Origin of the sequence: Blastomonas sp. CCH9-A1 (assembly GCF_001557175.1) — a bacterium.
GTDB lineage: Bacteria > Pseudomonadota > Alphaproteobacteria > Sphingomonadales > Sphingomonadaceae > Blastomonas > Blastomonas delafieldii_A.
In genome coordinates this window covers 380,734-405,989 of record NZ_LSHM01000012.1, presented here as the reverse complement: position 1 = coordinate 405,989, position 25,256 = coordinate 380,734, and the positions used below count along the sequence as shown (strand labels likewise).

Annotated in this window: 25 protein-coding genes; 7 read left to right on the top strand and 18 right to left on the bottom strand. The window is 64.1% G+C overall.

Annotated features, from left to right (window positions below; all coding sequences use genetic code 11):
* Positions 1 to 5 precede the first annotated feature (5 nt).
* From AX725_RS05375 to AX725_RS05355, 5 genes are all read left to right on the top strand, one after another.
* On the top strand, positions 6 to 533 hold the full coding sequence (locus AX725_RS05375) for a DsbE family thiol:disulfide interchange protein (RefSeq protein WP_060977241.1): 528 nt from the start codon (positions 6 to 8) through the stop codon (positions 531 to 533).
* Positions 533 to 955, top strand: coding sequence for a cytochrome c-type biogenesis protein (locus tag AX725_RS05370; protein ID WP_060977305.1), 423 nt, complete (start codon positions 533 to 535; stop codon positions 953 to 955). Before AX725_RS05375 ends, AX725_RS05370 begins: the two co-directional genes overlap by 1 nt.
* Positions 955 to 1,656, top strand: a complete 702-nt coding sequence (locus AX725_RS05365; protein WP_060977240.1) for a tetratricopeptide repeat protein — start codon at positions 955 to 957, stop codon at positions 1,654 to 1,656. The genes AX725_RS05370 and AX725_RS05365 overlap by 1 nt, the downstream gene beginning before the upstream one ends.
* A gap of 135 nt (positions 1,657 to 1,791) precedes the next feature.
* Positions 1,792 to 3,765 carry a potassium transporter Kup gene (locus tag AX725_RS05360; protein WP_208597812.1) on the top strand — a complete coding sequence of 658 codons (1,974 nt, stop codon included), beginning with the start codon at positions 1,792 to 1,794 and terminating at the stop codon, positions 3,763 to 3,765.
* 11 nt (positions 3,766 to 3,776) lie between these two features.
* The gene (locus tag AX725_RS05355; RefSeq protein ID WP_060977239.1) at positions 3,777 to 4,076 is read left to right on the top strand and encodes a putative quinol monooxygenase; all 300 of its coding nucleotides are present in this window, start codon (positions 3,777 to 3,779) and stop codon (positions 4,074 to 4,076) included.
* A 2-nt stretch (positions 4,077 to 4,078) separates the two neighbouring features.
* Here AX725_RS05355 and AX725_RS05350 read toward each other — a convergent pair whose 3' ends face one another.
* The 3 genes from AX725_RS05350 to leuA form a co-directional block, all read right to left on the bottom strand.
* Positions 4,079 to 4,990 (bottom strand): hypothetical protein, encoded by a 912-nt coding sequence (locus AX725_RS05350; RefSeq protein WP_060977238.1) that lies wholly within the window; start codon positions 4,988 to 4,990, stop codon positions 4,079 to 4,081.
* Between the two features lie 87 nt (positions 4,991 to 5,077).
* Positions 5,078 to 6,052, bottom strand: coding sequence for an NAD(P)H-dependent flavin oxidoreductase (locus tag AX725_RS05345; RefSeq protein WP_060977237.1), 975 nt, complete (start codon positions 6,050 to 6,052; stop codon positions 5,078 to 5,080).
* 228 nt (positions 6,053 to 6,280) lie between these two features.
* Positions 6,281 to 7,945, bottom strand: coding sequence for a 2-isopropylmalate synthase (gene leuA / locus AX725_RS05340; protein ID WP_060977236.1), 1,665 nt, complete (start codon positions 7,943 to 7,945; stop codon positions 6,281 to 6,283).
* Between the two features lie 311 nt (positions 7,946 to 8,256).
* Here leuA and AX725_RS05335 point away from each other — a divergent pair, with 311 nt between their 5' ends.
* Complete coding sequence (locus tag AX725_RS05335; protein ID WP_060977235.1) at positions 8,257 to 8,730, top strand: YHS domain-containing (seleno)protein; 474 nt, start codon at positions 8,257 to 8,259, stop codon at positions 8,728 to 8,730.
* Positions 8,731 to 8,862: 132 nt separating this feature from the next.
* Here AX725_RS05335 and AX725_RS05330 read toward each other — a convergent pair whose 3' ends face one another.
* The 8 genes from AX725_RS05330 to miaA all read right to left on the bottom strand — a co-directional run bounded on the left by AX725_RS05330 (position 8,863) and on the right by miaA (position 17,189).
* A complete protein-coding gene (locus AX725_RS05330) occupies positions 8,863 to 9,495 on the bottom strand; it encodes a YceI family protein (protein WP_060977234.1) in 633 nt (210 codons plus the stop codon).
* 85 nt (positions 9,496 to 9,580) lie between these two features.
* On the bottom strand, positions 9,581 to 10,834 hold the full coding sequence (locus AX725_RS05325; protein WP_060977233.1) for an adenosylmethionine--8-amino-7-oxononanoate transaminase: 1,254 nt from the start codon (positions 10,832 to 10,834) through the stop codon (positions 9,581 to 9,583).
* Positions 10,831 to 11,448, bottom strand: coding sequence for a dethiobiotin synthase (gene bioD / locus AX725_RS05320; RefSeq protein ID WP_060977232.1), 618 nt, complete (start codon positions 11,446 to 11,448; stop codon positions 10,831 to 10,833). The genes AX725_RS05325 and bioD overlap by 4 nt, the downstream gene beginning before the upstream one ends.
* On the bottom strand, positions 11,445 to 12,584 hold the full coding sequence (locus AX725_RS05315) for an 8-amino-7-oxononanoate synthase (protein WP_060977231.1): 1,140 nt from the start codon (positions 12,582 to 12,584) through the stop codon (positions 11,445 to 11,447). The genes bioD and AX725_RS05315 overlap by 4 nt, the downstream gene beginning before the upstream one ends.
* 7 nt (positions 12,585 to 12,591) lie before the next feature.
* Positions 12,592 to 13,611, bottom strand: a complete 1,020-nt coding sequence (ilvC, locus tag AX725_RS05310; RefSeq protein ID WP_060977230.1) for a ketol-acid reductoisomerase — start codon at positions 13,609 to 13,611, stop codon at positions 12,592 to 12,594.
* Between the two features lie 124 nt (positions 13,612 to 13,735).
* Positions 13,736 to 14,251: an acetolactate synthase small subunit gene (gene ilvN, locus AX725_RS05305; protein WP_060977229.1), complete on the bottom strand. Its 516-nt coding sequence runs from the start codon at positions 14,249 to 14,251 to the stop codon at positions 13,736 to 13,738.
* Positions 14,251 to 15,999 (bottom strand): biosynthetic-type acetolactate synthase large subunit, encoded by a 1,749-nt coding sequence (gene ilvB / locus AX725_RS05300; protein ID WP_060977228.1) that lies wholly within the window; start codon positions 15,997 to 15,999, stop codon positions 14,251 to 14,253. Before ilvB ends, ilvN begins: the two co-directional genes overlap by 1 nt.
* A gap of 224 nt (positions 16,000 to 16,223) precedes the next feature.
* On the bottom strand, positions 16,224 to 17,189 hold the full coding sequence (miaA, locus tag AX725_RS05295; protein WP_060977227.1) for a tRNA (adenosine(37)-N6)-dimethylallyltransferase MiaA: 966 nt from the start codon (positions 17,187 to 17,189) through the stop codon (positions 16,224 to 16,226).
* Between miaA and serB the strand changes: the two genes are divergently transcribed.
* A complete protein-coding gene (gene serB, locus AX725_RS05290) occupies positions 17,182 to 18,060 on the top strand; it encodes a phosphoserine phosphatase SerB (RefSeq protein WP_060977226.1) in 879 nt (292 codons plus the stop codon). The two genes, miaA and serB, sit on opposite strands and share 8 nt — an antisense overlap.
* A 122-nt stretch (positions 18,061 to 18,182) precedes the next feature.
* On the opposite strand, the gene AX725_RS05285 is transcribed toward serB, so the two are convergent.
* The 7 genes from AX725_RS05285 to pstC all read right to left on the bottom strand — a co-directional run bounded on the left by AX725_RS05285 (position 18,183) and on the right by pstC (position 25,249).
* On the bottom strand, positions 18,183 to 18,947 hold the full coding sequence (locus tag AX725_RS05285; RefSeq protein WP_060977225.1) for a hypothetical protein: 765 nt from the start codon (positions 18,945 to 18,947) through the stop codon (positions 18,183 to 18,185).
* A 279-nt stretch (positions 18,948 to 19,226) separates the two neighbouring features.
* Complete coding sequence (locus tag AX725_RS05280; protein ID WP_060977303.1) at positions 19,227 to 20,123, bottom strand: SDR family oxidoreductase; 897 nt, start codon at positions 20,121 to 20,123, stop codon at positions 19,227 to 19,229.
* 139 nt (positions 20,124 to 20,262) lie between these two features.
* Positions 20,263 to 20,958, bottom strand: a complete 696-nt coding sequence (gene phoB / locus AX725_RS05275) for a phosphate regulon transcriptional regulator PhoB (RefSeq protein WP_023838588.1) — start codon at positions 20,956 to 20,958, stop codon at positions 20,263 to 20,265.
* A 31-nt stretch (positions 20,959 to 20,989) separates the two neighbouring features.
* The gene (phoU, locus tag AX725_RS05270) at positions 20,990 to 21,700 is read right to left on the bottom strand and encodes a phosphate signaling complex protein PhoU (protein ID WP_208597811.1); all 711 of its coding nucleotides are present in this window, start codon (positions 21,698 to 21,700) and stop codon (positions 20,990 to 20,992) included.
* A 90-nt stretch (positions 21,701 to 21,790) separates the two neighbouring features.
* Complete coding sequence (pstB, locus tag AX725_RS05265) at positions 21,791 to 22,576, bottom strand: phosphate ABC transporter ATP-binding protein PstB (RefSeq protein WP_023838590.1); 786 nt, start codon at positions 22,574 to 22,576, stop codon at positions 21,791 to 21,793.
* 8 nt (positions 22,577 to 22,584) lie between these two features.
* On the bottom strand, positions 22,585 to 23,880 hold the full coding sequence (pstA, locus tag AX725_RS05260; RefSeq protein ID WP_060977224.1) for a phosphate ABC transporter permease PstA: 1,296 nt from the start codon (positions 23,878 to 23,880) through the stop codon (positions 22,585 to 22,587).
* The gene (gene pstC / locus AX725_RS05255; protein WP_060977223.1) at positions 23,873 to 25,249 is read right to left on the bottom strand and encodes a phosphate ABC transporter permease subunit PstC; all 1,377 of its coding nucleotides are present in this window, start codon (positions 25,247 to 25,249) and stop codon (positions 23,873 to 23,875) included. Before pstC ends, pstA begins: the two co-directional genes overlap by 8 nt.
* Positions 25,250 to 25,256: the final 7 nt, after the last annotated feature.

The window sequence follows — 25,256 nt, the reverse complement described above, 5'->3', positions numbered from 1 at the left end:
AAGTCATGAAGCACTGGGCGATCTGGCTCCCGCTGGCCCTGTTCGGCCTGCTGTTCGCGGTGTTCGCATCGGGGCTGATCGCGCCCGGCGATCGTACCATCGCCTCGCAGATGATCGGCAAGCCGCTTCCCGATTTCGATCTGCCCCAGGCCGTGCCCGATCGTCCGGCGCTGGCCAAGGCCGATTTTACGGGTGGCAAGCCCAAGCTGCTCAACGTGTTCGCCAGCTGGTGCGTGCCGTGCATCGCCGAAGCGCCGGTGCTGGCTGAGCTTGCCAGGGCAGGCGTGGAGATCGATGGCGTCGCCATTCGCGATCGGACCGCGGACGTGCAGCAGTTCCTGGCGCGCAACGGCAATCCCTATACGCGGATCGGGCGCGACGATGTCAGCAAGATCCAGTTCGATCTCGGCTCCTCGGGCGTGCCCGAGACTTTCGTGATCAACGGCAAGGGCGTCATCACCTATCAGCATATCGGGGAAATCCGCGCCGATCAGGTGCCCATGATCCTGCAAAAGCTGAAGGAAGCGCAGTGATCCGCGCTCTCATCCTCTTCCTGTCGCTCACGCTGTCCGTGCCGGTAGCAGCCCAGGACTCGCTCCCTCCCGCGCCCTATGCCTACAAGCAGCTCGAGGACCCGGCGAAGGAAAAGGCCGCGCAGGACCTGATGATGACGCTGCGCTGTCTGACCTGTCAGAGCCAGTCGATTGCCGATTCCGACGCGCCGATGGCGGGCGACATGCGCAACCAGGTGCGCGAGCGCATCGCCAGGGGCGAGGACCCCGAAGCGATCCGCGCCTGGCTGATCGAACGCTATGGCGACTGGGTGTCCTATGAGCCGCGCGTCACGACGATGACCTGGCCGCTGTTCGCTGCACCGGTCGTGCTGCTGCTGCTTGCCGCGATCATCGTGCGCAAGCGTTTCACCCGCGCCAGGGCGCAAGGAGGCAAGGGCTGATGGCCTGGATCGTCGTGGGACTGCTCGCCGTGCTCATCATGGCCGGGCTCATCTGGCTGGGCAAGATGCCGCGCAAGGCGTGGGAGCTCGCCGGTGCAGCGCTGTTCGTCGGCATTGCGGGCTATGCCTGGCAGGGCCAGCCCTCGCTCGCAGGATCGCCCAAGGAGCCGGTCGAGAAGCTCGGCATGTTCGACGAAGATCTGGCCAAGCAGCGCGATGAGATGGGCGGCAATTTCGGCGATGCCCGCGCCTGGCTGGTGCTCGCCGATGCGCAGAGCCGCCAGGGCAAGTTCGCCACCGCCGCCACCGCGCTCAGCAAGGGGCTTGAGACCTTTCCCGAAGACCCGGACCTCTGGGTGGCGCTGGGCAACGCGCTGGTCGGGCACAGCAACGGCCTGCTGACCCCGGCCTCGCAATATGCCTATCAGAAGGCCGCAACGCTCTCGCCCGATCATCCGGCACCGCCGTTCTTCCTGGGCCTGGCGCTGGCGACATCGGGTCAGTTGCAGCAGGCGCGCGCCATCTGGGCGGAGCTTCTCGAGCGCTCGCCGCCCGATGCCGAATGGCGCGAGGACCTGACGAGCCGACTCGCGCGGATCGATGCCCTGATCGCCCAGCAGAACGGTGCGCCTGCGCCCGGCATGCCCGGATCGGTTCCACCCACCGCAGATCCCGGTCAAGCCACTGAAAACAAACCATAATCGCTCTATTGCGATTATATTGCACTGCATCATGCGCCATGCTAATCCGCCTGCCATTGCCCCTATGGGCGATAGGCGAAAGGGGACGATGAGCGCTGGTTGATCGCAAGGTCCGCAGCGCCCGCATATTGCCCGATGATCAGCGATTCACCATCAGATGCGCCCATAGCGCCACCCGCCGCCGGATCGGCAGCCGGGGATCCGGGCGTGCAGCCTCCCGGGCATGACCATGGCAAGGGCAGTTCGGTCGCCGCACTCGCCTTCGGTGCGATCGGCATCGTGTTCGGCGATATCGGCACCAGCCCGATCTACGCCTTTCGCGAAACCTTTGCCGGGCATCACCCGCTCACTCCGGATGCCGAGCATATCTTCGGCGTTGTCAGCCTGATCTTCTGGTCGATGACCCTGGTCGTCGGCGTGCAATATGTCAGCATATTGATGCGCGCCGACAACAAGGGGCAGGGCGGAAGTCTCGCCCTGGTCGCGCTGATCTCGCGCAGCATCGGACGGACCAGCTATGGCTGGCTGCTGATCCTGCTCGGCGTGTTCGCCACGGCACTTTTCTATGGCGACAGCATGATCACGCCGGCGATCTCAGTGCTGTCGGCGGTCGAGGGGCTGACCGTGGTCAATCCCGGGCTGCAGCCGCTGGTCGTGCCGATCGCGGTGGGGCTGCTGGTGTTCCTGTTCTTCATCCAGTCGCGCGGAACGGCAAAGATAGGCACGCTCTTCGCGCCGATCATGGTGCTGTATTTCGGCACGATCGCGGTGCTGGGTATGTACCAGATCGTGTTCAACCCAGAAATTCTGCTCGCCCTGAACCCCTGGTTCGCGATCCGATTCTTCATCAACGATGGCTGGTTCGCCTTTCTGGCGCTCGGCTCGGTCGTGCTGGCGGTGACGGGGGCGGAAGCGCTCTATTCGGACATGGGGCATTTCGGGCGGGGACCATTGCGCCTTTCCTGGTTTGGCTTTGTCATGCCCGCGCTGCTGATCAACTATTTCGGCCAGGGCGCGATGATCATTGGTATGTCGCCAGAGGTTGCGGCGGAGACGATCAGGAACCCGTTCTTCCTGCTTGCGCCTGATGTGCTGCGCCTGCCGCTGGTGCTGCTCGCGACCGGCGCGACCTTCATCGCCAGCCAGGCGGTGATCTCGGGCGCGTTCTCGATCACGCACCAGGCGATCCAACTTGGCTATATCCCGCGCCTGTCGATCAAGCACACCAGCGCGTCGGAAAGCGGCCAGATCTATATTCCGCTGATCAACTGGGTGCTGATGGTCGCGGTGATCCTGCTGGTGCTGAGCTTCCAGAGCTCGAGCAACCTCGCTGCGGCCTATGGCATCGCGGTGACGGGTGCGATGCTGATCGATACCTGCCTGATGGCGGTGCTGCTGATCGCGATGTGGAAATGGAAGCTGTGGATGGCGATCCCGATCATCGTCACCTTCGTGGTGGTCGATGGCGCCTATTTCCTCGCCAACGCCACCAAGATTCCGGATGGCGGCTGGTTCCCGCTGGTCATCGGCGCGTTCACCTTCACGCTGCTCACCACCTGGGCGCGCGGGCGCAAGCTGATGCGCGAGACGATGATCGAGAGCGCACTGCCGATCGAGGTGTTCGTCAAGTCCGCGCAAGGCTCGGCCACCCGCGTCAAGGGCACCGCGATCTTCATGGCCTCCGCGACCACCGGCGTGCCGACCGCGCTGCTGCACAACATGAAGCACAACAAGGTGATCCATGAGCGCGTGGTCATCCTGACCGTGCAGATCATGGAAGTGCCCTATGTCACCGACGCCAACCGCTTCCAGGTCGAGGACCTGGGCCATGGCTTCTACCGTATGGTGCTGCGCTACGGCTTCATGCAATCGACCGACGTTCCCGCCGCGCTCAAGGACGTGAAGGAATTGTGTGGCGGCAAGTTCGAGATGCTGCAGACCAGCTTCTTCCTGTCGCGCCAGACGCTGCTCACCGCCGAGCGGCCCGGCATGCCGGTCTGGCGCGAGAAGATCTTTGCCTGGATGCTGCGCAACTCGGCGAGCCCGATGGAATTCTTCAACCTGCCCTCGAACCGCGTGGTCGAACTGGGCAGTCAGCTCGAGATCTAAGGAGCCTCGCCATGATCGTCATCGCCGGTTTCTATCGCTTTCCGCTCGACCAGATCGAGTCCGTGAAACCTGCCATGGCGAAGATGATCGCGCTCAGCCGGGCAGAGCCGGGCTGCGGCCATTATGCCTTCTCGTTCGATGTGGTCGAGCCCGGCATGGTGCGTGTCAGCGAGTCCTGGGCGGATGAGGATGCGCTGAAGGCGCACGCGGCGAGCGCGCACATGGCCGAATGGCGCGCCGCCAGCGCGGCGCACGGCATTCATGATCGCACGATCACCGCCTATGAGGTGACCGGCGAACGCTCGCTTTAAAGTCAGCAGCGCAGCCCCAGCGTCCGCTTCTGCATGTCATAGGTCAGGCTGGCGCAGCCTTTCAGGAACGCGCGTCCCGCGACGATGCGCAGGTCGACATCCTCTTTCTTGTCGCCGACGACGACGATCTCGTCCGAATCGCCGCTGGCCTGGTCGGCCGCGGCAATACCGCTGGCATCGCCATAATCGCTATAGCGCACATCGGCGGTAGCAAGCTGGCGCGGGCCCAGCGCGATAGGCTCGGCCAGCGTCATTTCGCGGGTGGGGCGTTGGATGCCGTAAAAGATCAGCGTCTGGCGGGGTTGGCCGGTGAACTTGCCGCCGCGATACTGCGCCAGCCAGTTGCCGGTGGGCGCGCTGACCAGAGTCTCGTCACGCGCCAGGCTGAACTGGAACCGCACCTTCTCGTCGCCAAGGCTCAACGTGGTGCCGACACCCAGGCGCCCGAGAAAGCCGAAATTGTCGAGTGGCAGGCTGATCTCGCGTGCTGCCGCGCTCGCCTCGCCAAGCCGGAAGGTGACCTTCTTGTAAGGCAGCGAAGCAGGGCTGATCGTACCGTCGGCGATGGTCGAGCTCTGCCGATCGGTCCAGAAGATGCGCTGCTTCTTCTCGCCTGCGCCATAATCGACCCGGTGTACCGACGAGTTGCCGTTGATCTTCTCCGGCCCCACCATGCTGCGAAACGCGATCATGCCGGGCTTGAGGCCAAGTTTCGCCGCGACATCGGCGTTGAGCGTCGGCGCTTCTGCGGCTTCGGGCCGTACCTCCAGCCGCAGCGGCTGCCCGTTGATCGTGACATCGATGATGTTGTCGCCGGACAGAACCAGCTCGTCCGGCAGGGCGGGCCGCGCCTCGGCCTGCGCAGAAGAAGCAAGAACCAGTGCAACAATGGTGAAAGTGGAAGCGACCCGCATGTAAAAACTCCCGTGCTGAATGAACACCACGGGAGCTATACTAATATCGGGAATGCTGACCGGCAGATGAACTGCCGTGCGTTACGCTCAATAATTCGCGCGTGCCAGCAGCGACGCCTTGGCCGCCTGATATTCCGCCGTCAGACGGGCAACCATGTCGGCAACGGTATCGACCTTGCCGACCGCGCCGATGCCCTGGCCGCTGCCCCAGATATCGCGCCAGGCCTTGGCTTCGGTATTACCCCCCGAACCGAAGTTCATCGTGCTGTAATCGCCCTTGGGCAGATTGTCGGGATCGAGCCCGGCATTGACAATCGACTGGCGCAGGTAATTGCCCGACACGCCGGTGAACAGGTCCGAATAGACGATGTCCGCGGCCCGCCCTTCGACGATGCCGTTCTTGTAGCCGTCGGTCGCGCGCGCCTCTTCGGTGGCGATGAAGGCAGAGCCGATATAGGCAAAGTCCGCGCCCATCGCCTGGGCCGCCAGGATCGAGGCACCGCAGGCGATCGATCCGGAGAGCGCGATCGGCCCATCGAACCAGCTGCGGATTTCCTGCATCAGCGCGAAGGGCGAGATGGTGCCGGCATGGCCGCCCGCGCCTGCGGCGACAGGGATCAGCCCGTCCGCGCCCTTTTCGATCGCCTTGCGCGCGAAGCGATCGTCGATCACGTCGTGCATGGTGATGCCGCCCCAGTCGTGCACCGCCTTGTTCAGGTCCTCGCGCGCACCGAGCGAAGTGATGATCATCGGCACCTGCCACTTGGCGCAGGTCATCAGGTCGGCTTCGAGCCGGTCGTTCGACTTGTGCACGATCTGGTTGACCGCGAAGGGTGCTGCGGGCTTGTCCGGGTTGGCGCGGTTATATTCGGCCAGCTCTTCGGTGATCTGGTGCAGCCATTCGTCAAGCTGTGCCTGAGGGCGCGCGTTGAGCGCCGGGAACGAGCCGATCACGCCCGCCTTGCACTGGGCAATGACGAGCTCCGGCCCAGAAATGATGAACAGCGGCGACCCGATGACGGGCAGGCGCAGGTTGTCGCAAAGCGGGGATGGCATGGTCATGGCGGGGACATTAACCTGGGTTTCGTTGGTGTCCAGAGGCAATTAAGCGTGCGATTAAGTTTTGATTGGGGATGGGTTTGGAAGGACAAAATCCTCCCCCAGCTCGTCTGGGGGAGGGGGGACCATCCGCAGGATGGTGGCGGGGCTCTTTCCGATGCTTGCTTGAAGAGCCCCTCCACCATTTGCTGCGCCAACGGTCCGCCTCCCCGAGACAAGCTCGGGGAGGACTTAGAGCTCCTCCAGCGCGCTCAGCACCGCCTTGATCGAGGCGGTGGCGACGTCTTCATCGACGCCGACGCCGAAACAGGGCGACCGGCCATCGATCGCGCATTCGACATAGGCCGCAGCCCTCGCCTTGGAGCCCGAGCCGATGGCGTGCTCGCGATAATCGGCAATATCGATCGCGATGCCGAGCGCCGAGGATAGCGCATCGACCACGCCCGAGATCAGCCCGTTGCCGCGTCCGCTGACTGGAATTTCCTGCCCGTTCGCCAGGATGCGCCCGACGAACAGCCGGTCGGAACCCGCCTTGCGCTCCTCATAATCGACCAGCCGGTATTTGCCGGTGCCGTCAAGGTGATAGCGCTGCTGAAAGGCCTGCCAGATATCGCTCGAGCTCAGTTCCACGCTCTTCGCATCGGCAAGCGCCTGCACGGTCTTGCTGAAATCGGCCTGGAGCCGCTTGGGCAGCTTCAGCCCCTGATCCTGCTCGAGCACCCAGGCGACACCGCCCTTGCCCGACTGCGAATTGACGCGGATCACCGCCTCGTAGCTGCGCCCGATATCGGCCGGGTCGAGCGGCAGATAGGGCACGGTCCAGAGCCGGTCGTTGCGCTTTTCCTGCGCGGCAAAGCCCTTCTTGATCGCGTCCTGGTGGCTGCCCGAAAAAGCGGTGAACACCAGTTCGCCCGCATAGGGGTGCCGCTCGGGCACCTTCAACTGGTTGCAATATTCAACCGTCTTGACGATCTCGTCCATGTCCGAAAAGTCGAGGCCAGGGTGCAGCCCCTGCGTGTACATGTTGAGGCCCAGGGCCACGAGATCGACATTGCCGGTGCGCTCGCCATTGCCGAACAGACAGCCCTCGATGCGGTCCGCACCCGCCATCAGGCCGAGCTCTGCCGCAGCGATGCCCGATCCGCGGTCGTTATGCGGGTGCAGGCTGATGACGACGCAATCGCGCTTGCTGATATGGCGGCACATCCATTCGATCTGGTCGGCATAGATATGCGGGCCGGCAGCCTCTACCGTGGCGGGCAGGTTGAGGATCAACGGCTTGTCGGGCGTCGGTTGCAACACCTCCATCACCGCCTCGCACACCTCCAGGCTGAAATCGAGCTCGGCGGTGGAGAAGGTTTCCGGCGAATATTCGAAATGCCAGTCGGTCTCAGGGTATTTTGCCGCCTGTTCCTTGAGGATGTTCGCGCCCTCGACCGCGATCGCCTTCACGCCCGCGCGATCGAGCCCGAACACGATCTCGCGCCAGGCCGGGGACACGGCATTGTACAGGTGGACGATGGCGCGGTGGACGCCCGCCAGGCTCTCGAAGCTGCGCTCGATCAGGTCGCGGCGCGACTGGGTGAGCACCTGCACGGTGACGTCCTGTGGGATCTTGCCGCCATCGACGAGGCCGCGGATGAAGTTGAACTCGGTCTCGCCGGCAGACGGGAAACCGACCTCGATCTCCTTGAGGCCGATCTTGACCAGCAGGTCGAAGAAGCGCTGCTTCTTCGCGCCGTCCATCGGATCGATCAGCGCCTGGTTGCCATCGCGCATGTCGGTGGAAAGCCAGCGCGGGGGCGCGGTGATGACCGCATCGGGCCAGGTCCGGTTGGGCAGGTCCACGCGGGGGAACGGCCTGTATTTCTGCGAAGGATCGGTGAGCATCGGCATGAGAGAAGCGCCCTGTCTGGATGGTTGTGCGATAGGCAGGCCGGGGCATGAGCGCAACCGGCTTTGCGGGTGTTCCGGGATGGAAATGCCCTTAGGCGCGGGGCACGCCAGACTGGCGCGCACAAGGTCAGCCGCGCCTAAGGGCGCGTAAGTCGCAGACCAAGAAGGAGGGCGTGGGGCATCATTTCGGGCGCTTCATTGCGTCAAATGGGTCCTGAGCGCAATAAAAAAATCATTCGCCGAGTCCTGAAACCTGAGCCGCGCTTCGGGCGAACCGCAGGCCATTCCCTGACTCGAAAGGTATTCCAGCGATGAAACACATGATGACGGCGCTCGCCCTCGCGCTTTCCGCAACCGGTCTTGCGATGGGCAGCGCAGCCCTGGCAGGACCGGTCTATACCGGGCTGCAGGGCGATGTCGCGGTCGGTGGCTATGACGCCGTGTCCTATTTCACCGGCGACGGCACGCCTGCCAAGGGCTCGTCCGAATTCGCGGTGCGCCATGGCAATGCCGTCTATCATTTCGCAAATGCCGAAAATGCCGCGAAATTCCAGGCGGACCCGGCGCATTACGCGCCGCAATATGGCGGGCATTGCGCCTGGGCGATGGCGCGCGGCTATCTTGCGCCGGGCGATCCGCTGCAATCGCGCGTAGTCGATGGCAAGCTGTACCTGAACTTCAACGCCGAGGTGAAGGCCAAGTGGCTGCAGGATATTCCGGGCTTCATCGCGAGCGCCGACAGGAACTGGCCGGGCTTTCCCGACGACGCGAAATTCGGGGGGTAGCCTATATCCACTTCCGCTCAGCCTGAGCAGCGGGCGCAGCCCGCGTCCGTCGAAGGCCCCGCAATACGGCTGGCGTAGGCGCGTGGCCTTCGACAGGCTCAGGCTGAGCGGCGTGGGTTCAAGCGTGTTGCGTTACTGCTTCTCGAACGCCACGCTGATGTCGAGCTCGACTTCGTCGCTCACCACCGGCAGGCCATACATGATACCGAAATCGCTGCGCTTGATCGTCGTCTCGGCCTCGAAACCGATCGTTTCCTTCTTGTTGAACGGGTTGGCGCCTGCGCCGGTGAATTCGGCGTCGAGCACGACTTCCTTGGTCACGCCGTTCAGCGTCAAGTTGCCGGTGATCTTGGCGGTCATTCCGCTGGCGACGACCTTGGTCGAGACGAAGCGCGCATCAGCGGGAGCGGGGCCGAAGAAGTCGGGCTTGCCGCCATCCTTGCCGGCGCGCAGCAGATGGCTGGTGAGGCCTGCGCTTGCCGTCGTGACCTTGGCGACGGGGATGGTCACGTCAACCTTGGCGGCATTGGGATTGGCAGGGTCGATGGTCAGCGTGCCCGCGACATCACCGAAAATGCCGAAATAATCGTTGAAGCCGAAATGGTTGACCTCCCAGCCGATCAGCGAGTGGCCGGGGTCGGTCTTGTAGGTGCCGGCGGTGACGCGCGATGCGTCCTTCTGGCCGGGCAGCTGCATGCCCTGGCCGATCAGCGGCGTGGTGGCGACAGCGGCGGCGAGAGCGAGAATGGCGAGGGTCTTGCGCATGACGAACTCCTTGGGAGGGGGAAGGAAACCGGAAACTGTGGCTCCGAGGCTCCCAAGTCAATCATTGTTCCGCGCAACGCAGCGTTTACGTTTTGCGCTCAAGGCCCTCGCGCACCACGGCATAGACATGGGCCAGCTGTTCGCGCGTTATGCAATAAGGCGGCATGACATAGACGGTGTTGCCCAGCGGCCGGATCAGCACGCCGTGCGCCTTGCCGAACGCGTTCAGACGCACCGCCCAGTTCGACAGATAGCCACTGGTATCGGCAGCAAGATCGAACGCGGCGATGGTGCCGCATTGGCGCGTGCTTTCGACCTCGGGATGCGATGCGATCGCGGCGAGCTCGGAGGCCTGCATCGCGGCCAGCCCATCGATCCGCGCCTGCACCGGCTCGTCGCGCCAGATGGAAAGGTTGGCCACCGCCGCCGCGCAGGCGATCGGGTTGGCGGTATAGCTGCTCGAATGGAAAAAACAGTCGGCGCGGTCCTGCGACCAATGCGCCATGAAGATCTCTTCGCGCGCCATGGTCACGGCGAGCGGTACCGCGCCGCCGGTCAGCCCCTTGGACAGGCACAATATGTCGGGCACCACGCCCGCCTGTTCGCAGGCAAGCAAGGCGCCGGTGCGGCCCCAGCCGGTCATCACCTCGTCGGCGATGAACAGCACGCCATGGCGCGCACAGATCGCGGCCATCTCGGCGAGCACGTGGGGCGGGTAGAACAGCATCCCGCCAGCACCCAGCACCAGCGGCTCAACGATGAACGCCGCCGCCCCCGCCCGGCACGCGGCCTCGAGCGCATCGAGCGTCGCCTGTTCGGCCCCGGTGGCGGGGAAGGGGATGCTGGTCACATCGAACAGCAGCGGCGCATAGGGCCGGTTGAACACGCCGCGCGCGCCCACCGACATCGCGCCGATGGTATCGCCGTGATAGCTGTGCTCCATCACGATGATGCCCTGGCGCGATTCTTTCCGGTTATGAAAATAGCCGAGCGCCATCTTCAGCGCGACCTCGACCGCGGTCGACCCTGAATCGCTGAAGAACACGCGGGTCAGCGCCTCGGGCATGATCGCGGTCAGGCCGCGCGCCAGCGCTTCGGCGGGCTCGTGCGTCCATCCGGCAAAGATGATCTGGTCGAGCCGTTCCGCCTGCTCGCGGATTGCCGCCATGATGCGCGGATGCGCATGGCCGTGCGTCGTCACCCACCAGCTCGAGATCGCATCGATCCACTCGCGGCCATCGGCGCCGTGCAGCACCGCGCCTTGCCCGCGCGCGATCAGCGGAATGTCCTCACCCAAGCCATGCTGGGTGAATGGATGCCAGACGGGAGAATCGCTCATGCGAAATCGGCGATGTCGAAACCGGCGATGAAGGCCGCCCGCAAGGATTCGGGCATGATTTCGGGCAGCATATCGAGCCGACCCAGACGGCGAATGCCGGACATTTGCGCGATCGTCGTCTCGCTGTCGGGCATCGCCTCGCCAATGAATGCGATGCCATGGATCGGCACGCCGCGCGCCTTCAGCACCTCGATCGTCATCAGGCTGTGGTTGATCGTGCCGAGCGCGGTGCGCGCGCAGACGATCACCGGAATCTGCCAGCGCGCGAAGATATCGGCATAGAGCACGGCCCTCGTCACCGGCACCAGCGCGCCGCCTGCGCCCTCGATCACCAGCGGCGCATCGACTTTCGGAGGAGTGAGCGCTTCGGTGTCGATCTCGACACCGTCGATCTCGGCCGAACGGTGCGGCGAGAGCGGGCTCACCAGCCGCCAGGCTTCGGGCAAGGTGGAGCCGGGCACCATGCGCTCGACGAACTGGGTGTCGGTTTCGTCCTCGATTCCCGATTGAACGGGTTTCCAGTAACGGGCGGAAAGCGCCTGGGTCAGCGCAGCACTGAACACCGACTTGCCGATTCCGGTGTCGGTGCCTGTCACAACAAATCGCGGTTTCATGCGGGGGTCATGATCCTGTCGAGTGATTCGGAGAGCGCGCCGATATCACCCTTTGTCACGTTGCGGGTAATCGAAATTCTCAGGCGCGCGGTGCCCTGCGGCACGGTCGGCGGGCGGATGCCGCGAATGTCGAAGCCCTGGCGCTGCAATGCCGATGCGATGCGCATGGTGCGCGCATCGTCGCCGATGATGACGGGCAGGATCTGCGTGTCGGACGGTGCTGCGCCGAGCCTGGGGGCGAGCAGGCTGCGCGCTTCGGCTACACGCGCGAATAGGTCCTCGCGCCAGTCGTCATGGCTCGCCACCAGGCCGATCGCCTTGCGCACCATATGCGCGACCAGCGGTGAGGGTGCGGTGGAAAAGATGAACGGGCGCGCGCGGTTGACCAGGAAATCGATCGCGACGCGGGGGGCGCAGATCAGCGCGCCCTCGCAGCCCAGCGCCTTGCCGCAGGTGTGCAGCGTGATGACATTGGGCTGCCCGGCCAGCGCCTCGGCGAGGCCACGCCCGCCGGTGCCGAACACGCCGGTCGCGTGCGCCTCGTCAATGATCAGGATGGCGTCGTGCCGGGCCGCGACCTGCGCCAGATCGGCGAGCGGCGCGCGGTCACCGTCCATGCTGTAGAGACTCTCGACCGCGATCCACGCGCGCCCGGTGCCGCCAGAGGCGCGCCAGGCGGTGATGGCGTCATCAAAGGCTTGCGTATCGTTATGCGCGGCGGCGCGAATATCGGCCCGGCCCAGCCGCATCCCGTCATGCGCCGATGCGTGGATCAGCGCATCATGGACGATAAGGTCACCGCGCTGCGGCAGGGTGGCAAACAGTGCGGCGTTGGCGGCAAATCCCGTCGCCATGAACAGCGCCGCCTCGGTGCCGTAATGCGCTGCCGCCTCGGCCTCGAGCGCCTCGTGCGCTGCATGGTTGCCGCGCAGCAGCCGCGATCCGCCCGAACCTGCGGGCAGGCCGAGTGCCATGCCTTCGCGCAGGGCATCGTGCAGCAGTGTTGAGCCGGCAAGGCCCAGATAGTCGTTCGAAGCGAAATCCTTGCCCGCTCGAGGCGCAAGCGCGCGCAGCCGCGAACCCCTTTTCAGGGATTCGAGCTGCGCGGCCTGTTCCTCGAAAAACGAGCGGGTCAACGCAAGGTCAGTTCTTGGCCTTGTCCACCAGCTTGTTCGCGCCGATCCACGGCATCATCGCGCGAAGCTGGGCACCCGTCTTCTCGATCGGATGCGCGGCGGCGAGCTTGCGCGCCGCTTTCAGCTCGGGCTGGCCGGCACGGTTGTCGAGCACGAAATTCTTGACGAACCGGCCTTGCTGGATGTCTTCCAGAACGCGCTTCATCTCGGCCTTGGTTTCGCTCGTGATGATGCGCGGGCCGGTGGTGATGTCACCATATTCGGCGGTGTTGCTGATCGAATAGCGCATGTTGGCGATGCCGCCTTCGTACATCAGGTCGACGATCAGCTTCACTTCGTGCAGGCACTCGAAATAGGCCATTTCGGGCGCGTAACCGGCTTCGGTCAGCGTCTCGAATCCGGCCTGGATCAGATGGGTGAGGCCGCCGCACAGCACGGCCTGCTCGCCAAACAGATCGGTTTCGCACTCTTCGCGGAAATTGGTCTCGATGATGCCGCTGCGACCGCCGCCGACGCCCGACGCATAAGCGAGCGCGATGTCATGAGCGTTACCCGAAACGTCGCGATCGACCGCGATCAGGCAGGGCACGCCGCCACCGCGCACATATTCGCTGCGCACGGTATGGCCGGGGCCCTTGGGGGCGATCATGATGACGTCCAGGTCCTCGCGCGCCTCGATCAGGCCGAAATGGATGTTGAGGCCGTGCGCGAAGGCCAGCGCCGCGCCGGGCTTCATGTTGTCGTGATAATCGGCGGCATAGATTGCGGCCTGATGCTCGTCGGGGGCCAGGATCATGACGATATCGGCCCAGGCGGCGGCTTCCGCGTTGCTCAGCACCTTGAAGCCCGCGCCTTCGGCCTTGGCGGCGGTGGCGCTGCCGGGGCGAAGCGCGATCGCGACATCCTTGACGCCGCTGTCTCGCAGGTTCTGCGCATGGGCATGGCCCTGGCTGCCATAGCCGACAATCACGATCTTCTTGTTCTCGATCAGCTTCAGATCGCAGTCGGAATCATAATAAACGCGCATGTTCTTTCCCCATTTCTAGCATTCTGGTCCCCTGCGAAGGCAGGGGCCCATCTCCAGGGCTGTGCGAGATCGGATAGCGCCGGAGATGGATTCCCGCCTTCGCGGGAAACCGGTAGTTGATGAATTACCCCGCCACGGCCCCCCGGGTCATGGCGACGACCCCGGTGCGGGCGACCTCGACCAGCCCGACCTCGCGCATCAGCGCGATGAACTGGTTGATCTTCTCGACCGATCCGGAAATCTCGAACACGAAGCTGTTGGTGCTGGTATCGACCGGACGGGCGCGGAAGATGTCCGCCAGGCGCAGCGCCTCGATGCGATGTTCGCCCGTGCCTGCGACCTTGATCAGCGCCAGCTCGCGCTCGACATGCGGGCCGAGCTCGGTGAGGTCGGCGACGCGATGCACCGCCACCAATCGGTCGAGCTGCGCGATGATCTGGTCGATCACCGCAGGCGGGCTCACCGTCACGATGGTGATGCGGCTGGTCGCATGGTCCTCGCTGATATCGGCCACCGTCAGGCTTTCGATATTGTAACCGCGCGCGGTGAACATGCCGGCGATCTTGGCGAGGATGCCCGCCTCGTTATCGACCGTGACGGTCAGGACGTGCCGCTCGGACGCGGCTTCACGGATATGCATCAGACCAGGGCTTTCGCTTCGTCTTCCATCGTCCCGGCGACTTCATCGCCGTAGAGGATCATGTCGGTATGGGCCGCGCCCGAAGGGATCATCGGCAGGCAGTTGGCGAGCTTGGCGACGCGGCAGTCGACCATCACGGGACCCGGATGATCGATCATCGCCTGGATGCCGCTATCGAGCTCGCTTTCGTCCGAAATGCGGATGCCCTTCCAGCCATAGGCCTCGGCGAGCGCGACGAAATCGGGCAGCGCGTCGGAATAGCTTTCCGAATAGCGGCTTTCATAGGTCAGCTGCTGCCACTGGCGCACCATGCCCATATATTCGTTGTTGAGGATGAAGATCTTGACCGGCAGGCGATATTGCGTCGCGGTGCCGAGTTCCTGGATGTTCATCTGGATCGAGGCTTCGCCCGCAATGTCGATGCACAGGGCATCGGGGCAGCCGAGCTGCGCGCCGATCGCGGCAGGCAGGCCATAGCCCATTGTGCCGAGACCGCCCGAGGTCAGCCATTTGTTCGGCTGTTCGAAGCGGAAATATTGCGCCGCCCACATCTGGTGCTGGCCGACCTCGGTCGAGATGATCGGGCTCTGGTCCTTGGTCAGGGCATAGAGCCGCTCGATCGCCAGCTGCGGCATGATCTCGGACTTGTTCGCGGGATAGGCCAGGCACTCGCGCGTGCGCCATCCGGCGATCCGCGCCTTCCATTCGGAAAAGTCGCGCGGGGCATGGCCGATGGCGTTCAGCTGATCGATGATCTGCTGCAGCACCGTCGCGCAATCGCCGACGATGCCGAGATCGACCCGGACGGTCTTGTTGATCGACGAGCGGTCGATATCGATATGGATCTTCTTCGAATTGGGCGCGAAGGCATCGAGCCTGCCGGTGACGCGGTCGTCGAAGCGCGCACCGACGCAGATGATCAGGTCCGCGCGGTTCATCGTCATGTTGGCTTCATAGGTGCCGTGCATGCCCAGCATGCCCAGCCAGTCGGGATGCTCGGACGGGAAGGCGCCGAGGCCCATCAGCGTCGAGGTGACCGGCGCATTGGTCATCGCCTGAAGCTGACGCAGCAATTGCGTGGCATCCGGTCCCGAATTGATGACGCCGCCGCCCGAATAGATCACCGGACATTCCGCCTCGGTGATCATCCGCGCCGCCGCCGCGATATCGTCGGCTGTGCCTTCCTTCACCGGTGCATAGCGCATGTTCGGGCGGGCAGGGGTGTCGCCATCATGCGCTGCGGTGGCGACCTGGACGTCCTTGGGGATGTCGATCAGCACCGGGCCCGGGCGGCCCTGGGTCGCGATATGGAAGGCCTCGCGTACCGTCGAGGCGAGCCGCGCAGGGTCCTTCACCAGATAATTATGCTTGGTGCAGTGGCGGGTGATGCCGATGGTGTCGGCTTCCTGGAAGGCATCGGTGCCGATCAGCGTGGTCGCGACCTGGCCGGTGATGACGACCATGGGGATCGAATCCATCAGCGCATCGGTGATGCCGGTGACCGCATTGGTCGCGCCGGGGCCGGAGGTGACGAGCACGACGCCAGGCTTGCCGGTCGCACGGGCATAGCCCTCTGCGGCATGCGCGGCGGCCTGTTCGTGGCGCACGAGAATGTGGCGCAGCGACGGGTGGCCGAAAATCGCATCGTAAATCGGCAGCACTGCACCGCCGGGATAGCCGAAAATCACTTCGACGCCCTGCTCGACCAGCGTTTCAACCAATATCTGCGCGCCGCTCAATTCGGCCATGATGCAAGCCTTACTTCGTCATTAAACCGCAGCCCGCTTAGACAAGCTGGGCCGATGTTGCAAAACCATATGCTGCCTTGGGTGCCGCATCCCTGCCTTGAGCAAAAAAGCACCCGGCGCAGACGGGCCGCGCCGGGCAGGGTGAATATGCGACGTGTCAGAAGGGCGCTGGCAGCAACGCCTGACGAGGTCGATCTATGCGACATAAAATGCCGTGTCAACAGCTAAATGCGAAATAAAATATCAAAATATAGTCTATCGCTATCCGAATATGGCTTTGTATACCGTTGCCAGCTCTCTGGCGGCTGGTTGCGGAACCAGGTATATTGCCGCTTGGCATATTGGCGGGTGGCAAGCTGGCCTGCGGCGAGCGCGGCCTCGCGCGTCAGCTCTCCGCGTATCATCCCGGCAATTTCGGGCACGCCGATCGCGCGCATCACCGGCAGATCGGCGTCGAGCCCGCGCGCCAGCAGCGCCTCGACCTCCTCGACCGCGCCCGAGTCGAGCATCGTGGCAAACCTGCGGTCGCAGCGTTCGACCAGCCAATCGCGCGGCGGCAGCAGCACCAGCGGTTTCAGGCTGACCGCACGGCCAATGCCGCCCAGCTTGCGGGCCTGCCAGCTCTTGAGCGTCTGCCCCGTCGATCGCACGACCTCGAGCGCGCGCGCGACCCGGGTGGTGTCCGCCGCATTGAGCCGCGCGGCGGCATCCGGGTCTTCGCTCGCGAGCGCCACATAAGCCTCCGCCACCGGCAGCGCGCGCACCGCCTCGCGAATCGCCGGATCGATCGGCGGGACCGGCGCTATGCCGTCAAGCAGGGTGCGCAGGTACAGCCCCGTCCCGCCGACCAGGATCGGCAGCGCATCTGCGGCATGCGCCGCAGCGATCTCGGTGCGTGCATCCTCCGCCCAGCGCGCGGCGGAACAGGCTTCGGCCCCGTCGATATATCCGAACAGCCGGTGTTCGATCCCGCCCATCTCCTCTTCATCGGGGCGGGCGGAGAGCACGGCCAGATCGGCATAGACCTGCGCGCTGTCGGCGTTGATGATGACCGCTTGCCGCCCGCGATCCTCTAGCCACACGGCATAGCGGACGGCCAATCCGCTCTTGCCGCTGGCGGTGGGTCCGGCAATAAGCGCCAGCGCCGGGCGGATGTCTCCGGCGGTTTCGGGGGAAGTGTTCGTGCCCATCGCCACGCTGATAGCAGCAGACAGCCTGCCTGCGGGAGAGCTAAACGCCGCCGCCGACCGATTGCATGCCGCCGGGCTGGTGATCGGCGAATCGCGCTGGATCGAGCCTGGCAAGGTGGGCGAACTGCACTTCACCGGCGACCGCGCGGCAGGCGATGCCGCGTTGGCCGAATATCGCAACACTGCCGACGTGCTGGTGCTGGACGATGACGCGCGCGGCGTGCGGCTGCTGGTGTCCGACATGGACAGCACGATGATCGCCAATGAATGCATCGACGAACTCGCCGATTATGCCGGGGTCAAACCGCAGGTCGCCGAGATTACCGAGCGCGCGATGCAGGGCGAGCTCGATTTCGAGGCGGCGCTGCGTGAACGTGTCGCATTGCTCAAGGGGTTGAGCGAGCATGTCATCGGCGATTGCCTGGGCCATCGCATCCAGCCGATGCCGGGTGCGCGGGTGCTGGTGCGCACACTGCGCTCGCGCGGGGTGGATTGCGTGCTGGTGTCCGGCGGGTTTCACTCGTTCGCCGACGTGATCGGCGCGGAGCTGGGCTTCAACGCAGTGTTCGCCAACCGGCTGGTGATCGAGCATGGCCATATGACCGGCGCGCTCGAAGGCGGAATCGTTGACGCCGCGCGCAAGGCGGCGATCCTGATGGAGCAGGCGGCGGGGCAGCGGATCGATGCCGCGCAGGTCATCGCGCTGGGCGACGGCGCGAACGATATCCCCATGCTCAAGGATGCAGGGACGGGCGTTGCCTATCACGCCAAGCCCGCCGCGATCGCCGCCGCCGACGCCCATATCGCGCATGGCGACTGGACCGCGCTGCTCCACGCCTTGGGCATCGCGCGGGGTGATTGGAGCGAATAGGGGTTGGGGTGTGTTCGACCGACCGGTGTACTCAGTGGCGGATGAGCTGTTTGAAGTTTAATCCGCTTTTTACTGTAAGTTTTTTGCATCTATCGCGAGAACGGGCAGAAAAACATCTGCGTTCAGTTTGCAAACTCCGTGCTGAATGACCCGGAGGACAGATGTGCTGCGAGCTCTTCTGTCGTGAGGTCCTCAATAAAAGAGGATGTGCCGTCAAAATTCGTTTTTCGATAAGAATCTAACCATTTCAACCGCTTCTCAATTCCCTTAGTCACGGGATCATCAGTCAGTTGCACCGTCACCCGCCTGAGCTTGACGCCCTCGCCGAAACTGGCCGCGAGAGCATCAGGATCGACGCGCTCCACAGTGGTTGGGTCATTGATGTCGCGAAAGCGGACCAGCATCGGGCGGGCAGGCATATCCCTAAGGACGCTGATATTGTTAAAGTTCTTGGGCAGCACGATCGGTCGACGATTTTGCAGCATGGCTTCATATCGCGCTCTGAACGAAGCGTCAGAGTCATATTTGCCATTCTCATCATTAACCCTCACCTGCGGTGCCAGGCGGAACAGGAGATTTGTCGGCCAGTCGACTTCAACATCCGACCGTAGCAGAGCGAACAAGGTGCCGTGCTGCCCCTGATCGATCGTGACGGCCTCGCCGTTGAGGCGATGCCGCACCGCGCCGGGGCTGGGGATGCTGGTGCTGCTGGTCATCGATGTGGACACCTCCACCACGCTGGAGCCGGTCTTCAATCCCTCGGGCGTCTCGACCTCGACCGTTAGCCGATAGCGATAATCGGGCAAGGTGCTGCCGCAACCGGATAGCATCACGACAAGGCCAGCCATCAAGGTCATGACCCCGCGCAAGCCGCCTGAAATGCTCATGATCCGTGCCCCTGCTATCCAGCGCCAATTCCGATGACAGCAAAAATAGCGGCTGAATGTCACCGAGTGATGAATTTTAACAGCGGCTCACTCATTCAGTGTGGAATCAAAAAGGGGCGCGACGATTACTCGCCGCGCCCCTTTTTCGTAACACTCGTGCATTTCCATCGTCATTCCCGCGAACGCGGGAATCCCGCTTTTTGCTTCTGCGATTGAGAAGGAAGCGGGACCCCCGCTTTTGCGGGGGTGACGAGGTGAATGCTATTTGGTGCCAGCCGATCAGCCCTGCAGCAGGCGCATGATCGTCATCGCCTGTTCGCTGCCCGACTGCGGCACGGTTTCGCCGGTGCGGTCGATGATCTTGTCGAAGATACGCGCCACGCCTTCGGGGGTGCGCTCGCCTTCGGGGAGCGCTGCGCCCTGGGTCATGGTGACATAGGCGGCATGGAACGCGCCTGCGCCCGCGCCGATGATCATGTTGGTCGGGGCCTCTTCAGACACCAGATAGAGCGCGGCGGGAACGACGTTTTCGGGCTTGAACTGGGCAAAGGCTTCGGGCGGGAAGATGTCTTCGGTCATGCGCGTTCCGGCGACGGGGGCCAGCGTGTTGACCTTGATGTTGTTCTTCGCGCCTTCCAGGTACAGCGTCTTGGTGAGGCCGGCGAGGCCGAGCTTCGCCGCGCCATAATTGGCCTGGCCGAAATTGCCGTACAGGCCGGTGGACGATGCGGTCATCAGGATGCGGCCGTAATTCTGCTCGCGCATCGTTTCCCACACCGCCTTGGTGCAATAGCCCGAACCGACCAGGTGGACCTTCACGACGAGGTCGAAATCGGCGGGCTCCATCTTGGCGAAGCTCTTGTCGCGCAGGATGCCGGCATTGTTGATGAGCACGTGCACGCCGCCCCAGGCTTCCTTGGCCTTGGCGACCATCTCGACCATCTGCTCGTATTCGGTGACCGATCCGCCATTGGCCATGGCTTCGCCGCCTGCGGCCTTGATCTCCTCGACAACCTTTTCGGCGGCGTCCGAGGTGCCGGTGCCGTCGCGCGCACCGCCCAGATCGTTGACGACAACCTTCGCGCCGCGCGCGGCAAGCTCGAGCGCATAGGCGCGGCCGAGGCCCCCGCCTGCGCCGGTGACGATGGCAACGCGGTCCTTGAAACTGATGGTCATGGCAAGCATCCCTCTCTTGAATGCGCGGCATTGCCACGCGGAATGGCGCGGGTTTTAGCCATGTTGAAGCGCTTGGCAAGCGCCAAGCCACGGGCTTTCAACTTTACGCGTCCGTCAAGCTGGGCTGACGCTACGGCGATCAGGCCAGTTCGCTGTCCAGCGCATAACCGGCAGAGCGCACGGTGCGGATGATATCGGGCTGGCCATTGGCGTTGAGCGCCTTGCGCAGCCGCCGAATATGCACGTCAACGGTGCGAATCTCGATATCGCTGTCATGCCCCCAGACGCTGTCGAGCAGGCGTTCGCGCGAGAACACCCAGCCGGGATGCTCGAGGAAATGGCGCAGCAGGCGGAATTCGGTGGGGCCGAGCGGAATGGTCTGCCCGGCGCGCTTCACCTTGTAGCCCACCGTGTCCATCTCGATATCGGCAAAGCTCAGCGCCTCGCCCGCCAGCGCCGGGCGCACGCGGCGCAGCACGGCATTGACCCGCGCGATCAGTTCGCGCGGGGAGAAGGGCTTGGTGACATAATCGTCTGCGCCGATGTCGAGCCCGCGCACCCGGTCTTCCTCTTCGCCGCGCGCCGACATCATGATGATCGGGATGTTCGAGGTATCGTTGTCGCGGCGCAGGCGGCGGCAGACCTCGATGCCCGACAGGTTCTCGATCATCCAGTCGAGCAGCACGATATCGGGCCGTTCCTCACGCGCGATCAGCATCGCTTCCTCGCCATCGGCGGTCTGGCTGACGCGGAAGCCCTGTTTGTCGAAATGCCAGGACACCAATTCGGCCAAGGCCATGTCGTCTTCAACCAGCAGCAGATGCGGAGTCGTCATCGGTATCGTGCTTTCGTTTCAAAAGGTCCGGTCAGTCGCTGCCGGGCGCCAGCGCGTCGTCGCCGCGCTCGCGCTCGTTCATCGACTGGCCCATGACCGCGAAGTAAACCATCTCGGCCACATTGGTGGCGTGGTCGCCGATCCGTTCGAGATTCTTGGCGATGAACAGCAGGTGCGTGCCCGCGCCGACATGCTCGGGATTATCGATCATGTGCGCGATCAGCGCGCGGAAGATGCTGTTGTAGAAATCGTCGACGGTCTTGTCCTGCGCGCACACCGCGACGGCAAGGTCGGCATCGCGCTTGGCAAAGGCGGTGAACGCATCGTCGACCAGCTGGCGGGTCGCGTCAGCCATGGCGGGCAGCAGCCGCGCGGCATCGATCTGCTGTTCGGCATCGATCAGCAGAACGCGCTTGGCGATGTTCTTGGCATAATCGCCGATGCGCTCGACCACACCCGAAATCTTGAGCGCGGCGACGAGTTCGCGCAGGTCATCGGCCATCGGCGCGCGCAGCGCGATGGTCTGGATCACCATCCGGTCGATCTGCTCTTCCAGCGCGTCGATGCGCTTGTCGCCCTCGACCACCTGGCGCGCCAGATCGTGATCGTTGTTGGCGAGCGCGGTCATCGCACCCTCGACCGCCTTTTCGGCGCGCCCGCCGATCTCCGCGATCAGCCCGCGCAGGGTGATGAGGTCGCCGTCAAAGGCCTTCAGGGTGTGTTCGTTCAGGCTGTGGTTCATCAAGAAATTCCGTTCGTTGCGATGCCAGGCTTGGCGGGGCCCCCGTATCCCCGTGCTGCCGAGCCGTGTCGCTTAAGCATGTGGTGCGCCTCAGCCGTAACGGCCAGTGATATAGTCGCGCGTCCGTTCCTCGCGCGGATTGGTGAAGATATCCGAAGTGTCGCCATATTCCACCATGGTTCCCAGGTGGAAGAACGCGGTCTTCTGCGAGACGCGCGCGGCCTGCTGCATGTTGTGCGTGACGATGACGATGGCGTAGCGGCCGCGCAGCTCGTGGATCAGCTCCTCGATCTTCGCGGTGGCGATCGGGTCGAGCGCCGAGCAGGGCTCGTCCATCAGGATGACCTCAGGGTCGACCGCGATCGCACGCGCGATGCACAGCCGCTGCTGCTGGCCGCCCGAGAGCGCGGTGCCGCTGTCCTGCAACCGGTCCTTCACCTCGTTCCACAGGCCTGCGCGCACCAGCGAATTCTCGACGATCTGGTCGAGCTCGGCCTTGTTGGGGGCCAGGCCATGGATCCGCGGGCCGTACGCCACATTGTCGTAGATCGACTTGGGGAAGGGGTTGGGCTTCTGGAACACCATGCCGACGCGTGCGCGCAGCTGCACCACGTCCATGCTGCTCGAATAGATGTTCTCGCCGTCGAGCGTGATGTCGCCCTCCACCCGCGCGATCGGGATGGTGTCGTTCATGCGGTTCAAGGTGCGCAGGAAGGTCGACTTGCCGCAGCCCGACGGGCCGATGAACGCGACGACATTGTCCATGTCGATATCGATCGACACGCCCTTGATCGCTTCCTTGGGGCCATAAAAGACCCGCACGTCGCGCGCGGACATTTTCGGTTTGGTGGTGGCAGAGGCCAGATTGTCGAGCATGGATCGGGTTACCAGCGGGTTTCGAAGCGGTTGCGCAGGTACACGGCAATCGCGTTCATGGTGAGCAGGAAGACGAGCAGGACGATGATCGCGGCAGAGGTCTTTTCGACAAATCCGCGATTGACCTCGTCCGACCAGAGGAAGATCTGCACCGGCAGCACGGTGGCGGGGTCGGTCAGGCCGTCGGGCGGGGTGGTGGTGAAAGCGCGCATGCCGATCATCAGCAGCGGCGCGGTCTCGCCAAGCGCACGCGCCATGCCGATGATCGTACCGGTCATGATGCCGGGAATGGCAAGCGGCAGGACATGGTGGAACACGACCTGGATCGGGCTCGCGCCGACGCCCATCGCCGCCTCGCGGATCGAGGGGGGCACGGCCTTGATGGCGTTGCGCGCGGCGATGACAATGACCGGCATGGTCATCAGCGCCAGCGTCAGACCGCCGACCAAAGCCGCCGAGCGCGGCATCGACAGGAACTGCAGGAACACCGCCAGACCCAGCAGGCCGAAGATGATCGAGGGTACGGCCGCGAGATTGTTGATCGACACCTCGATCAGGTCGGTGAAGCGGTTCTTGGGCGCATATTCCTCGAGATACACCGCCGCCAGCACGCCGACGGGGAAGGCGAGGAACAGGGTCACGACCATCGTGATCAGCGAGCCCTTGAGCGCGCCCCAGATGCCGACGCGCGCCGGATCGGTGCCGTCAGAGCCGGTGAGGAACTGCATGTTGAAGCTCTGCCGCACTTCGCCCGCCTTGGTGAGCGCGGCATAATCGCGCTCGGCTTGCGGTGTCGAACGATCCTTGGCAGCGCGGTCGATATCGGCAGAGGTCGGCAGCCAGAAGCTGGTCTTGCCCATCACCAGATTGGGATTTTCGACCAACTGGTCGCGCAAGGCGGTCCAGGCGGTGCTGGCGAAATAGCGCGCGCCGTCCTCGCCATATTGCGCCTGCACGGCATTGTCGAAGATGCGGCGAACGTCGATCGAGGCCATGGTGGCGCGAAGCTGCGGCCCGGTCAGCTGATCGGGCGAGATGCTGCCGGTCGCGGCGGGCAGGTCAATGGTCAGCGTCGCCTCGGTGGTCACGAAACCCTTGGCCCCGTTGCCGATCATCACCACGAGCAGGAAGGCGAGAAACAGCGACGAGGTTGCGACCGCAGCCAGGCCGAGGAACTTGAACCGGCGCTCGGCGGCATAGCGGCGCGCGATCCGCTTCTGCATGGCATCGCCCATCCAGTCGGTCTTGCGCGACGAAGGGCTTCCTGTCTGGGGCGTGGCGGTCATGGTCAGGGCCTCAGTCATACGCTTCCCGGTATCTCTTGACGATCTGCAGCGCGACGATGTTGAGCAGCAGCGTGACGACGAATAGCGTCAGGCCGAGCGCGAAGGCGGCGAGCGTCATCGGGCTGTCGAAATCGGTATCGCCGGTGAGCAGCTGGACGATCTGCGTGGTGACGGTGGTGACGCTGGCGAAGGGATTGGCGGTGAGGTTCGCGGCCAGGCCTGCGGCCATCACCACGATCATCGTCTCGCCGATTGCGCGGCTGACCGCGAGCAGCACGCCGCCGACCACGCCGGGGAGTGCCGCGGGGATCAGAACCTGCTTGATCGTCTCGCTCTTGGTCGCGCCCATGGCGAGCGAACCGTCGCGCATGCTGCCGGGCACGGCGGCGATGCTGTCATCGGCCATGGAGGAGACGAACGGGATGATCATCACACCCATCACCAGGCCCGCGGCAAGCGCCGATTCGGACGATGCGTCGGTGATGCCGATCGACACGGCAAAGCTGCGCAGCGCAGGCGCGACGGTCAGCGCGGCGAAATAGCCATAGACCACGGTCGGCACGCCCGCGAGAATCTCGAGGATCGGCTTCATCCACTTGCGCACATTGGCGCTGGCATATTGAGTGAGGTAGACCGCGCTCATCAGCCCGAGCGGGATCGCGACCAGCATCGCGATGATCGCGCCGATGAACACCGTGCCCCAGAACAGCGGCACCGCGCCGAAGCCGGTGGCCTGGCCATCGACGACCTTGTCCGACGGGTTCCAGTCGAGCCCGAACAGGAATTCGAACGGCGAGACCATGCCGAAGAAGCGGATCGTCTCGAAGATCAACGAGGCGACAATGCCGAGCGTCGCCAGGATCGCGATCAGCGAGGCGAGCAACAGGCCGAACATCACCGTGCGCTCGACCTGGGTGCGTGCGCGGAAATCCGGGCGGATGCGGGTAAAGGCAAAGGCGCCGCCGGCAAAGCACAGCAGGAAGGCGGCGAGCGCGCCGATCATCGCATATTTGCTGTCCGCGGCTTCATAGAGCGGGGCGAGCCTGACTGCGGCGTCGTTGAACACCTTGAGGTCGGGATTGTGCGACAGCGCGCGCGCTTCGGACAGAATCGCGGCACGCTCGAAAGCATCGGTGGGAAGCCCTGCGGCCAGCGGGCTTTCGAGCACCTGGTAGCTGCCGAGCGCCGGCGCGATGGTGCTCCACACCAGCAGGAACAGGATCGCGGGAACGACCGCCCACATCGCGGCATACCAGCCATGATAGCTGGGCAGCGAATGGACGCTGGCAACACCCGACTGGATGAAGCGTCCGGCACGCGCGCGGGCGAAGACCCAGGCGATCAGGCCGAGGCCCGCAATCAGGAAGAAAGTGGCGGTGATGGTCATGACACTG